At 58.1% G+C, this 13,242-nt stretch carries 10 protein-coding genes; 5 read left to right on the top strand and 5 right to left on the bottom strand.

The window, feature by feature from the left end; all coding sequences use genetic code 11:
• Positions 1-5: 5 nt before the first annotated feature.
• Positions 6-2,009, bottom strand: coding sequence for a hypothetical protein (locus tag QFX16_RS12700; RefSeq protein ID WP_283184182.1), 2,004 nt, complete (start codon positions 2,007-2,009; stop codon positions 6-8).
• 97 nt (positions 2,010-2,106) lie between these two features.
• Positions 2,107-2,910 (bottom strand): hypothetical protein, encoded by an 804-nt coding sequence (locus tag QFX16_RS12695; RefSeq protein ID WP_283184181.1) that lies wholly within the window; start codon positions 2,908-2,910, stop codon positions 2,107-2,109.
• Positions 2,911-3,139: 229 nt separating this feature from the next.
• On the opposite strand from QFX16_RS12695, the gene QFX16_RS12690 reads away from it, so the two are divergent.
• The 5 genes from QFX16_RS12690 (at position 3,140) to QFX16_RS12670 (ending at position 8,477) form a co-directional block, all read left to right on the top strand.
• Entirely contained in the window at positions 3,140-4,165 is a 1,026-nt protein-coding gene (locus QFX16_RS12690) for a LacI family DNA-binding transcriptional regulator (protein WP_283184180.1), read from the top strand.
• Between the two features lie 152 nt (positions 4,166-4,317).
• Positions 4,318-5,100 carry a sugar phosphate isomerase/epimerase family protein gene (locus QFX16_RS12685; RefSeq protein ID WP_283184179.1) on the top strand — a complete coding sequence of 261 codons (783 nt, stop codon included), beginning with the start codon at positions 4,318-4,320 and terminating at the stop codon, positions 5,098-5,100.
• Positions 5,093-6,079, top strand: a complete 987-nt coding sequence (locus QFX16_RS12680; protein ID WP_283184178.1) for a sugar kinase — start codon at positions 5,093-5,095, stop codon at positions 6,077-6,079. The genes QFX16_RS12685 and QFX16_RS12680 overlap by 8 nt, the downstream gene beginning before the upstream one ends.
• A gap of 100 nt (positions 6,080-6,179) precedes the next feature.
• Positions 6,180-7,478, top strand: coding sequence for an MFS transporter (locus QFX16_RS12675; protein ID WP_283184177.1), 1,299 nt, complete (start codon positions 6,180-6,182; stop codon positions 7,476-7,478).
• A gap of 21 nt (positions 7,479-7,499) precedes the next feature.
• Positions 7,500-8,477, top strand: coding sequence for a 2-hydroxyacid dehydrogenase (locus QFX16_RS12670; RefSeq protein WP_283184176.1), 978 nt, complete (start codon positions 7,500-7,502; stop codon positions 8,475-8,477).
• Between the two features lie 127 nt (positions 8,478-8,604).
• On the opposite strand, the gene QFX16_RS12665 is transcribed toward QFX16_RS12670, so the two are convergent.
• The 3 genes from QFX16_RS12665 to QFX16_RS12655 all read right to left on the bottom strand — a co-directional run bounded on the left by QFX16_RS12665 (position 8,605) and on the right by QFX16_RS12655 (position 13,175).
• Positions 8,605-9,792, bottom strand: a complete 1,188-nt coding sequence (locus tag QFX16_RS12665) for a pyridoxal phosphate-dependent aminotransferase (RefSeq protein ID WP_283184175.1) — start codon at positions 9,790-9,792, stop codon at positions 8,605-8,607.
• A gap of 41 nt (positions 9,793-9,833) precedes the next feature.
• Positions 9,834-11,459: a methyl-accepting chemotaxis protein gene (locus QFX16_RS12660; RefSeq protein WP_283184174.1), complete on the bottom strand. Its 1,626-nt coding sequence runs from the start codon at positions 11,457-11,459 to the stop codon at positions 9,834-9,836.
• A 612-nt stretch (positions 11,460-12,071) separates the two neighbouring features.
• Positions 12,072-13,175, bottom strand: a complete 1,104-nt coding sequence (locus QFX16_RS12655) for an IS110 family RNA-guided transposase (RefSeq protein ID WP_283180771.1) — start codon at positions 13,173-13,175, stop codon at positions 12,072-12,074.
• Positions 13,176-13,242 lie beyond the last annotated feature (67 nt).

Raw genomic sequence — 13,242 nt, 5'->3', positions numbered from 1 at the left:
GAACGTCATGGAACAGGATTTACCTCTTCGCAGTACTGCCCCTCGCTATTAGTAAACAGCATGAAATGTTTAGCCTCCGCTGACGGTGGAGTGGGCGTAGTACCCGCCCGGGTAATGGTGTATGTAAGCACAGCATTTGCCCGGTTCGCCGGTTTGAAGTGAGTGACATACTCACCGATATCGACTGGAACCCCCGCAGGTGGATACGGGTCAGGCACCGGCAAATCTACAGTGGTTTCCGTCCCATCAACAAGAACCGGTGGAGAGGCATCGGTATATGCAGCAAAACTTAAAGTGATCGTCTCCCCCGCGACCGTGTAACCACTTTTCGGGATGATAACTCTCAGATTACGCCGGGCAGTGCCATCACCAGGAGGGACGAAGTTCAATGTTGAACAACCGATTCTCCGCATCGGGCCTGCAAGATTCTGCACCTCGGGTGCGGGAGTCTGGATAGGAAAAGCGGCTACAGGAATATCCTTGGGTATACATTTAGTCGGGTTAGGATTCAACGCGGTATGAAGTACCCAATGTAATGGTTTGTCTCCGGGACCTTGAGCAAATATTGTATCCCAAGGAAGCGGTTGCGTAAGTGTAGTATTTTCCTGACCCGGGGTTAAGGCGATGGTCTCGCCCACTTTCACTCCATCATAATAAATCGTAGCCAACCATCCTTCTTCTGTAGGCGGAACGGCGAACAATGTAACTGAAATGGTTGCATCCTTTCCGAAATCCGATTCTTCCACCTGATCCGTACTGCCCCCTGTAACCGTCAGTACAGGTTGGTTCAAAGAAGGGTTCACGGGATTCGGCTCATCCGGATTAACAGGTCCGACATAGTGAATATTGACCACTGTCTTGTCATCTCTCCCGCCAAGACGACGGATACCTCGAAACATGGAATAACTGAACTCGGTTTCTTCATCGCCATCTGTATTGCCGTATACAGTCTTGATGGTGGAATATGGAACATCCCAAACTAATTTGCCATCAACGGCAGTATTCACAAGCTTTTCACCCAGTTCCATTGTGCCCCAGTAACCCATGAGCGTGTCCGTTGGAGCATTCGGGGCGGGCACCTTCGCCTCAAGTTTGACCCCCAGATGACAGTCAGCCAGATCAATCAAATCGTCGTCGGCCAATGGCACCTTTGGCGGTTCAAATACAGTAGGATCGGCAATGCGCTTTACTTCACGCGAAGCGGGATTCGATACTTTGCTCAAGTGACCTACAAGATCCCTCACTCTATAGATGACTGTGTTAGCACCCTCTTCAGCATTTACGAATACATCGATGGGGATGGTAAATTCGCGTGAGGAGGGTAAAGAAATTTCAAGCACCGGCTGGTCACGCACAGGATCCGGGGCTTTGCCCAACCAGGCCAGCAACACGTCAGTGGAGTGATAGTTCTGATAGGTCGCGGCAGTCAATGTGATTCCGCTCGGATTGTTACCTATGTAGGCTTCATCGATAGCAGCGGTCGGCGGCAAATTGGCTGGAAAGTTGGCTGCTCTCGGAGACAGGTTCGAAGGTGGTCGCTTTTCTCTATAGGGTGCAGTTCGGTCAATGCCGTATGTAACGATGTCCGAATTCCCCTCGTTCACCGAGCCATACCAGTAAACGTATTTAATTTCATACTCAGTAGGAAATTCAGATGTGTTTTTCTCGACCATCCACGGGGTCATTGGGATTGTCTTGGGCAAAGGCCATGTCCTGCCAGCAATAGGCCCCAACTCTTGCATGTCCTCTATATCCGTCCAGGCTAACGTACCTTTCTCACGGATTTTAAACTCAATCATATCATCCGGATCCTCAGGCTCTGTAGGCTTCGGAATGGTGTAATTGAGCGGCGAGGACAGCGCCGCCAGCGGGATGCGCAAGTCACCCCCGGGAAGTGTTTGAGCTGTAATTGTGACGCCGATGGGGTTTGCAAGTACGCCTCCCGCACCGTAACTTTTCTGAAGCACAGCGCTTCGGGACAGTATGGCTTTATCAACTCTGCTGTTCATCTTGAAAATCTCCTGTCATCACAATTGAAGTGAAATTTGTCGGGACCAAAGAATACGATTTACAACGTCCTGCGCAGCGCACGTTACTCAACATTGTTCAAGGCCCACATGGGAGCTCTTGACCACTGATGATTCTGTCGATTTTGACCAATGCTGTTTTTGACACACCTACAAGCCTGGCTCCACGATATATTCGATAAATGAGGGTGGCGGAAGAGTTTTTCACCATCGGCTTTATATGTATGTCGTAGGGTTCAACTACGAGTGGATATCCTTCCCGAATATCTTTATCGCTCAAATTTTGGCGCACATTGATCCAGCGTGCGGGAACGATCTCAGGGCCGCTACCATTCAGCGTGGAATACCCTCTCCATGTGACTTCGCATCTATCGCCAACTTTAAATAATGTTAGCGGCGGAATAACAACATGTATGCCAAACCATATTGGTGGCTCAGTGCCGCAATTATAATAACCCCAAAGGCTCTCGTATAAAAAATCAGCTTCTTCAAGTTCAATCGGTAACGGAGTGTGATCTATTGTCAGTTTACGACGATATGAAAAAGATGGATTATCGGCCGTATCAAGCAATTCATACCACAACTCGCCGACGCCATTATTTAGCAAATACTGCGGACCGATATGAATAATAAACTCAGGCTTCATCTCCCCCGGAGTATAAGTATTTTCTATTTTTACAGGTGTTTGTCCGGGTTGCACAAAGTGAACCGTCAAAATGTCCCTTTCCCCCGGCTTCGTCGCCGGCTCGGGCCATAAAGGGACGATCACATCAATACCTTCGGGTAACAATGGAAGTGGGATATGACCCTCCGGATCAACATCGGGATCGGCTACGCCTCTAACTTTTGGCGCATCGAATGTCAGTGGTTTATTGGGCGCCATATCATCGCAAGTCCTTTGATGGTCACAGAGTTACTTTTTGGTGCTGAAAGAAATTAAGCGCCGAGTTCAGTGGTTTGGCTACTGTCACATATGACAGGTAACGCTACCGTTGGTCGGTTTATTCCTATGCATTGGGATGTCGCTGGCTTGACGTCTTCTGGCTAATGGTGTCTTCTGAAACCGGTTTCATAGCCGACCTGCACAAACACCAATAACAAGGTTAAAAACCGTGAACGACTTCTCCGCCGCCCAGCGTAGCCGCGTCACCATGCTCGACGTCGCCGAACACGCCAAGGTCTCCAAGGCCAGCGTCTCGCGCTTCATCGGCGATGACCGTGCCCTGCTCTCCGATGCCACTGCCTTGCGCATCGAGCAGGCGATTGCCGAACTGGGCTATCGCCCGAACCAGATGGCCCGCGGTCTGAAGCGCGGTCGAACCCGCCTGATCGGCATGCTGGTGGCCGATATCCGTAACCCTTATTCGATTGCCGTGATGCACGGGGTGGAAACCGCCTGCCGTCAGCACGGCTACAGCCTGGTGGTGTGCAACACCGATCGCGATGACGAGCAGGAACGCCAGCACCTGGCCCTGCTGCGCTCCTACAACATCGAAGGCTTGATCGTGAACACCCTCGGTCATCATCGCGACGAATTACGTGAACTGCATCGGGAAATGCCGCTGGTGCTGGTGGATCGCAAGGTCGAGCAGCTCGACAGCGATCTGGTCGGGCTGGACAATCCTGCCGCCATTGAAATGGCCCTCACCCATTTGCAAGAACGCGGCTATCGCGACGTGCTGCTGGTCACTGAACCCTATGACGGCACCAGTTCGCGGATCGAGCGGGTCAGCAGCTTCAAGGCGCAGATCGAACAACGCCCGGCCCTGCGCGGCACCCTGATCGAAACCGGCAGCGAACTCACCGCGCAGCTGAAAACCTTCCTTGAAACGCCCGGTCCCGGCCCGAAAACGCTGTTCTGCGCCAACGGAATCGCCGCGCTGGCCAGCACCCATTCGTTGCGAGAACTGAAGTGCAATCTGTTCGAGGACGTCGGCCTGATCGCCCTCGATGACCTGGATTGGTATCCGCTGGTCGGCAGCGGCATCACCGCCCTCGCCCAGCCGACGGCCGAGATTGGCGCCAGTGCGTTCGAGTGTTTGCTCAAGCGTTTGCGCGGTGATGACGGGCCGGTGCGGACCCTGGATTTTTCGGCGCGGTTGATTGTGCGTGGGTCGACTCTAGGAAATTTGCAGTGAATGTCAGGACCTCTTCGCGAGCAGGCTCGCTCCCACAAGGGACCTACGGCGCTCACACCCCCCCTGTGGGAGCGAGCCTGCTCGCGAAGAGGCCATAAAGGTCACCAATTTTTTTTGAACAAAAATGAAACCGGTTTCAGAGGTATACAACAATGAATAAACCACCTGTCTCCATCAGCCTGTCGAGCTACGGCGCCGACCTTGTTCGCCAACGCGGTCAGGGATCGTTTATCGACGTGTTGGCCGCCGCGGGCGCCACGCGCATCGAATGGCGCGAAGAACTGCTGACCGTCGAAGATCCTGCGCAACTGGCTGACGCCACCCAGGCCCAAGGCCTCGAAAGCGTGTATTCCTCACCGATGGAATTGTGGTTGGCTGGCCAGTCCAAACCCAATCCCGAACTGATCAGCGCACTGCAGCGTGCCCAGGCATTCGGTGCCAAATGGCTGAAAGTGTCCCTGGGCTATTTCACCGACAACAGCGATCTCCAGACCTTGTCCCGCGTGCTGGGCAAAAGCGCCGTGCAGTTGCTGGTGGAAAACGATCAAACCCTGCACGGAGGCCGTATCGAGCCGTTCCAACGGTTTTTCAATGAAGTCGAGCAACACAACCTGCCGGTCAAAATGACCTTCGACATCGGCAACTGGCATTGGCAAGACCAGTCCGCTGCCAGCGCCGCGCGGTTGCTCGGTCGTCACGTCGGCTATGTGCACTGCAAAGCCGTGACGCGCCGGGCCGATGGCAAACTGGTCGCCATACCGCCGACCGCCAGTGACCTGCATCTGTGGGAACAACTGCTGCGGCACATGGCCCAAGGCGTCATGCGGGCGGCGGAATACCCGCTGCAAGGCGACGACCTGGTGCAGTTGACCACCGAGCATGTCGCCGCCCTCGTCCGCCTCGGTCAAACCCGGTTGGAGAGCGCTCATGCCTGAGATCGATATTCTCTCGTTCGGCGAAACCATGGCGATGTTCGTCGCCGAGCAGAACGGTGATCTGGCCGATGTCGACCACTTCCACAAACGCATTGCCGGGGCCGACAGCAATGTCGCCATTGGCTTGTCGCGGTTGGGTTTTAACGTGGCCTGGCTGAGCCGAGTGGGCGCTGATTCGCTGGGACGGTTCGTGATCGACACCCTGGAAAAAGAAGGTCTGGATTGCAGCAACGTTGCCATCGACACCGCACACCCCACCGGTTTTCAGCTCAAGTCGCGCACTGACGATGGCAGCGATCCGGTGGTCGAGTATTTCCGTCGTGGGTCGGCGGCGAGTCATCTGTCGCGGCAGTCAATCGCCCCTGAGTTGCTGAGCGCCCGACACTTGCACGCCACCGGCATTCCGCCGGCGCTGTCCGAAACGGCGCGGGAAATGTCTTTCGAGTTGATGACCCGCATGCGCGATGCAGGGCGCAGCGTGTCCTTCGACCCGAACCTGCGCCCGAGTCTGTGGGCCAGCGAGCAACAGATGATTAGCGAGATCAACCGCCTCGCATCCCTCGCCCATTGGGTGCTGCCGGGGTTGAGCGAAGGCCGGTTGCTGACCGGTTTCGAAGACCCAGCCGACATCGCGGCGTTCTACCTCGATCAAGGCGCCGAAGCCGTGGCGATCAAACTGGGCCCGCACGGTGCGTATTACCGCACCCACCTGGACCAGGGTTTCGTCGCGGGCGTGCCCGTGGAAACGGTGGTCGACACCGTCGGTGCCGGCGATGGTTTTGCCGTTGGCATGATCAGCGCCTTGCTGGAAAACCACAGCTTTGCCGATGCGGTGAAGCGCGCCAACTGGATTGGCAGCCGCGCGGTGCAGAGCCGTGGGGATATGGAGGGGTTGCCCAATCGATCCGAAATGATCGCCGAATTTGAGGCCGCCATCGCGAGCAGGCTCGCTCCCACATTGGATCGCATTCCAACGTAACCCTGTGGGAGCGAGCCTGCTCGCGAAGAGGCCGTAACAATCACTGAAGATTTAACCCGTTACCTGCTGCGACAAAAACAACAAGCTCAGGAGCACCACTATGAAAACCGCAACACTCGCCGCCCGCCGCTGGTGGTACATCATGCCGATCGTGTTCATCACCTACAGCCTGGCGTACCTGGACCGCGCCAACTACGGGTTCGCCGCCGCCTCCGGGATGGCCGCCGACCTGATGATCACGCCGGGCCTGTCGTCGATGCTTGGCGCACTGTTCTTCCTTGGCTACTTCTTCTTCCAGGTGCCGGGCGCGATCTACGCCCAGAAGCACAGCGTCAAGAAGCTGATTTTCGTCAGCCTGATTCTCTGGGGTGGCCTGGCCACGTTGACCGGGATCGTCTCCAACGCCTACTGGCTGATCGTGATTCGCTTCATGCTCGGCGTGGTCGAAGCCGCGGTGATGCCGGCGATGCTGGTGTACCTGTGCCACTGGTTCACCCGTGCCGAACGCTCGCGGGCCAACACGTTCCTGATCCTCGGCAATCCGGTGACCATGCTCTGGATGTCGGTGGTCTCGGGGTATCTGGTGCAGCACTACAGTTGGCGCTGGATGTTCATCATCGAAGGTTTGCCGGCGGTGCTCTGGGCGTTTATCTGGTGGCGTCTGGCCGATGACCGTCCCGCCCAGGCCAAGTGGCTGAGCGACCAGGAAAAGCACGATCTGGAAAGCGCTCTGGCCGCCGAACAGGTGGGCATCAAAGCGGTGAAGAACTACGCCGAAGCCTTCCGTTCGCCCAAGGTAATCATCCTGGCCTTGCAGTTTTTCTGCTGGAGCATCGGCGTCTATGGCTTCGTGCTGTGGCTGCCGTCGATCCTCAAGGCCGGTGCGCAAATGGACATGATTGAAGCCGGCTGGCTCTCCTCGCTGCCGTATCTGGCCGCGGTGATTGGCATGCTGCTGGTGTCCTGGGGCTCGGACAAAATGCAGAAGCGCAAACGCTTTGTCTGGCCACCGCTGCTGATCGCCTCGATTGCTTTCTATGGCTCCTACGCCTTGGGCGCTGAACACTTCTGGTGGTCCTACACCCTGCTGGTGATCGCTGGCGCCTGCATGTACGCGCCTTACGGTCCGTTCTTCGCGATCATTCCGGAAATCCTCCCGGCCAACGTCGCGGGGGGCGCCATGGCGTTGATCAACAGCATGGGCGCGCTCGGTTCGTTTGGCGGTTCGTATCTGGTGGGCTACTTGAACAGCTCCACTGGCTCGCCGGGTGCTTCTTATCTGTTGATGAGCGGCGCGTTGATGCTCTCAGTGGTGCTGACGATTTTCCTCAAGCCCGGCGCCAGCGACCGGGTCGTGGCCAAGGCCGTTGTGCAACGGTCGACGGCCGCTCATTCCTGAATTGAAGTTGAGATGATGACGATGAAAAAGCAGGTTGTGCTGTACAAGAAACTCTCGCCGCTGCTGATGGCTCGCCTGCACGAGCAGACCGAGGTGACGCTGATCGACAACCTCAATGCCGACGGCCTGGCAACACTGCGCGAGGCTCTGCCCCGCGCCCACGGGTTACTCGGTGCGAGTCTGAAACTGGATGCCGGATTATTGGATCTGGCACCTGACCTGGAAGCCATTGCCAGCGTGTCCGTGGGGGTCGACAACTACGACATCGACTACCTGACCGAACGGCGGATCCTGCTCAGCAACACCCCGGACGTACTCACCGAAACCACGGCCGACACCGGTTTCGCGCTGATCCTGGCGACCGCCCGACGCGTGGTGGAACTGGCGAACATGGTTCGCGCCGGTCAGTGGAACCGCAACATCGGCCCGGCGCAGTTCGGTACCGATGTACACGGTAAAACCCTGGGCATCATTGGCATGGGGCGGATCGGTGAGGCGCTGGCCCAGCGTGGGCATTTCGGTTTTGGCATGCCGGTTATCTATCACAGCCACTCACCGAAACCGGCGGTGGAACAACGATTCAACGCGCAATACCGCAGCCTGCCGGCGCTGTTGCAGCAGGCTGATTTCGTATGCCTGACATTGCCGCTGACGGCTGAAACCGAAGGGCTGATCGGGGCCGAGCAGTTTGCCCTGATGCGCCCCGAAACCATCTTCATCAACATTTCACGGGGCAAGGTGGTGGACGAGGCGGCGCTGATTCAGGCCTTGCGTGAGGGGCAGATTCGCGCTGCGGGGCTGGATGTGTTCGAACGCGAGCCGCTGAATACGGACTCGCCGCTGTTGCAGCTGAGCAACGTGGTGGCAACGCCGCACATTGGCTCGGCGACGCATGAAACGCGGGAGGCGATGGCTACGTGTGCGGTGGACAATCTGTTGGCGGCGCTGGCGGGTTTGCGGCCGGCGAATCTGGTGAATGCCGGGGCGTGGAAAGGCTGAGTAACTCGGCGCCTGTCAGATAGCTTTCGCGAGCAGGCTCGCTCCCACACGGGATCTGTGTACGACGCAGATTAAATGTGGGAGCGAGCCTGCTCGCGAAGGGGCCATTAAAGCCAGCACAAATCCTTCAGGCCCGGCGCGCCTCCAGAAGGTCCGCCGCACACAACGCTATCCGCTGGCACGCATCCGCCAGCTTCAGCTGATCCACCACCAACCCCAATCGAATATGCCCCGCCGCACTCGGCCCGAACGCTTCACCCGCCAGCACTGACACGCCATAACCCTCCAGCAATCGCTCGGCAAAACTCTGGGCGCCAAGCCCGGTCTGGCGTACATCGATCATCACGAACATCCCGCCATCAGGCCGGATCGGGCGGAGGCCCGGGCAATCACTCAGACTCGTGCACACCAGGTCGCGACGCTGGCGATACTCCTCGCGCATAAACGCCACTTCCGGCAGATCCTCATCCAGCGCCATTTGCGCGGCGTTCTGAATGAAATCCGGAATACCAAACAGCATGCATAACGAAAGGTGCACCAAGTGTTCGGCCAAAGGTTTCGGACCGATCACCCAACCCACACGCCAACCGCTCATGGCGTGGGACTTGGACAGGCTATTGATGGTCGCGGTGCGTTCAGCCATGCCCGGCAGACTGGCCGGGCTGATGTGCTTGCCTTCGTACAACAGATCGCTGTAGACCTCGTCGCTGATCAGCCACAAGTCGTGACGAACACACAGCGATGCCAGTTCCTGCCAGACCATCAACGGCAAACTGGCGCCGGAAGGATTGTTCGGACTGTTGAGCAAAATGGCGCGGGTCTTGGGTGTGATCAGCGCCGCGACATCCGCCGGATCGACCCGAAAACCGTTCTCGGGGCGCACCGCCACCGGCACCACTTTGGCCGCGCAGGCGCCGAACACGCCTTCATAGGTCACGTACATCGGCTCGGCGACGATCACTTCATCGCCCGGGTCGAGCAGGCATTGCACGACCGAATACACCGCACATTGCGCACCCGGCAGCACGATCACATGATCGGCATCCACCGCTTGACCACTGCGACGTCGATGACGGTTGGCAATGCTATCGCGCAACCCCCGACTGCCACGTACTGACGGGTAGTGGGTGTCACCGGCCAACAAACTATCGATGCACGCCTGAACGATGGGCTGCGGCGTATCGAAGTCGGGATCGCCGATCGATAGCAACAGCACATCAACGCCCTGCTCAATTAATTCCAGTGCTCGGTCATGAATCTGCCAGGCCGCAGCGCCGTCACCGGCAATTCGTTTGGTCAAGGCTGAATAGCGCATGTAATTCTCCAGTCGCGCGGGTTCCAAGTCTCAACCCTATCTCAAATCACGAAACGCGCCACCATGGCATTTAAATCCACGGCCAGGCGCGACAGTTCGTGAGTGGCGGCGCTGGTCTGGTTGGCACCGGCGGCGGACTGGGTGGCCAGGTCGCGGATGTTCACCAGGTTGCGGTCAACTTCGCGGGACACCTGGGCCTGTTCTTCGGAAGCGCTGGCGATCACCAGGTTGCGCTCGTTGATCAATTGGATCGACTGAGTGATCTGCTCCAGCGCAACGCCGGCGGCGCGGGCCATTTCCAGGGTGCTTTGGGTGCGTTGATTGCTTTGCTGCATCGACGCGACCGCGTGGCCGGTGCCGTTCTGGATGCCGGCGACCATTTTTTCGATTTCCTGGGTCGATTGCGCGGTGCGATGGGCCAGCGCCCGGACCTCGTCCGCCACCACCGCAAAACCACGCCCGGCTTCACCGGCACGGGCGGCTTCGATTGCAGCGTTCAGCGCCAGCAGGTTGGTTTGCTCGGCGATGGCGCGGATCACGTCCAGCACCTTGCCGATGTCGCGCCCCTGAGCGGCCAGGCCTTCGATCATCACCGAGGTGTTTTGCACATCGTGGGTCATGGTCTGGATCGCGCCGACGGTTTCCACCACTCGGTCGCGACCTTCACGGGCCGCCTGGGTAGACTGGTTCGAGGCTTCAGACGTCGACACCGCGTTGCGTGCCACTTCTTCCACGGCGGCGGTCATTTCGTTGACGGCAGTGGCGGCCTGATCGATTTCGTTGTTCTGCTGTTGCAGACCGCGGGAGGCTTCTTGGGTGACCGTGCTGAGTTCTTCAGCGGCGGCACCCAGTTGGGTGGCGGAGCCGGCGATCTGTTCGATGGTTTTGCGCAGGTTGGTTTGCATCGTGGACAAGGCACCGAGCAAACGGGCCGGTTCATCCTTGCCGTCGATGTCGATGGTTTTAGTCAGGTTGCCGCCCGCAATGGTTTCGGCCGCCTGGAGCGCACGGTTGAGCGGCGTGACGATGCTGCGGGTCAGCAGCCAGGCCAGCAGCACGGTCATCAGCGCCGCAATCACCGCCACTGCGATGATGCCGGTCACGGCGTTGCTGTAGTGCTCGCCCGCTTCGGCCGAGGCGGTTTTCGCATATGTGTTGTTGAACGCTACCAGTTTGTTCAGCTGCTCGCCCATCTGGTCCGTACCGTCCTTGATCCGGGTGTTGATCAGCGTGCGCATCTCATCGAGTCTGTTCTGCCGCGACAGCTCCAGCATCTGGTTCTGGGCTTGCATATAGCTGTCCAGTGTTGTCGTGAACGTCTCGTACAGCGCGGCTTCTTCCGGGGTGGCCGGCAACGCTGCATAACTGGCTTGTGCGCTGCGAACCTTGTCGACCAGCACGCCGGTACGTGTCTGGGCTTCCTGCAACGCGTTCGGATCACGGTTGACCAACACCCTGAAAGAAAGAATGCGCAGGCGCAGGATGTTTTCTGTCAGGTTGCCGAGAAACACGATGCTGGGCAGCTGCGTGGTTGCCATGTCGATGGAGGCTTGGCGGATGGTCGACATGCGGTTGACGGCAAACACACCCAGCACGATGACGAGCAAGGCAATGAAGGCAAAACCCAGGAAAGCTCGAGGCGCGATATTCAGATTACGCAGTGACATAGGATGATTCTCGGGTGATGGGGCTACGAGCATCCTTGCGTGATCGCTGAATGGCGGGCGGCGGCGCTCGCGCTTTCAGTTTGGCGCCACTGTTGGAATAGGTTTGTGTGGGCCTATTGGCTGTATCGGCTGGGGATGAGGTTTCCTGCGGGGATTGGAGAAAAATATTTCAAGGGATTACAAGCGTTTCACCCATGAAACACTCTAGCTCTATGTAGCAGCTGCCGAGCCTGCGAGGCTGCGTTCGGCGACGAAGTCGTCGTAAACCCTGCGAACGCAGTTTTCCTGGCACACCGCAGCGCCTGATTTCACGACGACTCCGTCGCCGAACGCAGCCTCGCAGTCTCGGCAGCTGCTATGTATGGACTCGCCCCCACTGTCTACCCGCTTTTAAAAAAACTGCCGCCCCGTTGCATCTATGTATTAGGCCTACTCGAGGAAGCCGTCGTCGGCTTCTGGCCAAAATTGGAAGAGCTCGTGGCATGCCGATTACAGTCAGGCCTCGAAGGCCACTAGCAGCTTAGGCATCTATCCACGCCGGTCTTACCAGGGGTCAATGTTTTTTCAGCAACAGGTTGGTCAGTAGGTACCTCGGTGGCAGAACTCGGTGGATCAGTGGCTCATCGTCGCTTGCTGGCCGTCGGCGGGCTGGCGACGATAAGTCTGGTCATTCTGTAAAAGCACCCAGACGATGCGCAGGTTGCGATTGGCCAACCTGACCGCTGCGTCCTTGCGGCCCAATCGGCTCATCCAGCGCAACAAACGGCGGTCGTCGGGCTGTTGGGAATCAGGTCGCAACTGCTGCAATACCGCGTGGGCACCCTGGATCATCAGGCTGCGCAAATAGCTATCGCCTCGCTTGGTCATGTCCCCCAGTTGAATCGTCTTCCCGCTGCTGTGCTGATCAGGGACCATGCCGAAGTACGCGGCGAACATGCGAGCATTGGGAAAACGCTCAGGCTTGGTTTCCTTGGCCACCAGCGCCGTAGCGGTGATTGGGCCGATACCGCGCACAGTCATCAACCGTTTGGCTGTCTTGTCGGCGTTCGCGGCCACTTCCAGGCGTCCCGTCAGGACGTTGATGCGCTCGCCCAAATGGCGCCACTCGGCCAACAGTTCGTCGATCAGTTCGCGCAACATGGCAGGCACCGGCTGAGTGGCATCCTCCAATATCCGCGGGATTCTCTGGCTGATCGCGACGTCGCCCTGTGCCAGCGCAATCCCGTGCTCAAGCAGCAGGCCGCGCATCTGATTACTCACGGCGGTGCGGCGACGCACGTAACCTTGACGAGCGCGATGCAGTGCCTGCATGGCCAGCGCTGCGACACTTTTGACCGGCACTGCGCAGATCTTTTCGTCGCGACCGGCACGCAGGATTGCCAGCGCATCGTTACGATCATTTTTAGGGCCGCTGCGATGCTTGGCCACCAGACCGGCAGGAAGGATCCGCGCCAGGTTGCCTTGATCCTGCAACTGCCGGGCCCAAGCTTGAGCGCCCGGGCCGGTCTCCATCAGGACCACGACATGAGGCGGCAGCTGGCGGAGAAACTCGTAGAACGCCTCGCGCGACTTGATCCGCTGCTCATAATGCACCTTGCCGAGGGCGTCTTCGCCGGCGAGCTGGAAAACATGCTTGGCCAGGTCGACCGCCACGGTAGTGCAGGCCGATAAATCGGCAGAAGACAAAGATTGATCAATCGAAGTATGCTTTTTCATGGACTCGCCCTCGCTGTCGTTGGCTGTTTAGACTGCCACCGTGGCGCATTGACGCCTCGGCGTGGGC

Origin of the sequence: Pseudomonas svalbardensis (genome assembly GCF_030053115.1) — a bacterium.
Taxonomy (GTDB): Bacteria; Pseudomonadota; Gammaproteobacteria; order Pseudomonadales; family Pseudomonadaceae; genus Aquipseudomonas; species Aquipseudomonas svalbardensis.
Note: the sequence above shows the minus strand (reverse complement) of the source record. Positions and strands in the feature narration are given on the sequence as shown.

Excerpts from the sequence above, each read along its gene's own strand:
- QFX16_RS12700 (WP_283184182.1), bottom strand. The coding sequence starts at position 2,009 with ATGAACAGCAGAGTTGATAAAGCCATACTGTCCCGAAGCGCTGTGCTT.
- QFX16_RS12695 (WP_283184181.1), bottom strand. The coding sequence starts at position 2,910 with ATGGCGCCCAATAAACCACTGACATTCGATGCGCCAAAAGTTAGAGGC.
- QFX16_RS12685 (WP_283184179.1), top strand. The coding sequence starts at position 4,318 with ATGAATAAACCACCTGTCTCCATCAGCCTGTCGAGCTACGGCGCCGAC.
- QFX16_RS12680 (WP_283184178.1), top strand. The coding sequence starts at position 5,093 with ATGCCTGAGATCGATATTCTCTCGTTCGGCGAAACCATGGCGATGTTC.
- QFX16_RS12675 (WP_283184177.1), top strand. The coding sequence starts at position 6,180 with ATGAAAACCGCAACACTCGCCGCCCGCCGCTGGTGGTACATCATGCCG.
- QFX16_RS12670 (WP_283184176.1), top strand. The coding sequence starts at position 7,500 with ATGAAAAAGCAGGTTGTGCTGTACAAGAAACTCTCGCCGCTGCTGATG.
- QFX16_RS12665 (WP_283184175.1), bottom strand. The coding sequence starts at position 9,792 with ATGCGCTATTCAGCCTTGACCAAACGAATTGCCGGTGACGGCGCTGCG.
- QFX16_RS12660 (WP_283184174.1), bottom strand. The coding sequence starts at position 11,459 with ATGTCACTGCGTAATCTGAATATCGCGCCTCGAGCTTTCCTGGGTTTT.
- QFX16_RS12655 (WP_283180771.1), bottom strand. The coding sequence starts at position 13,175 with ATGAAAAAGCATACTTCGATTGATCAATCTTTGTCTTCTGCCGATTTA.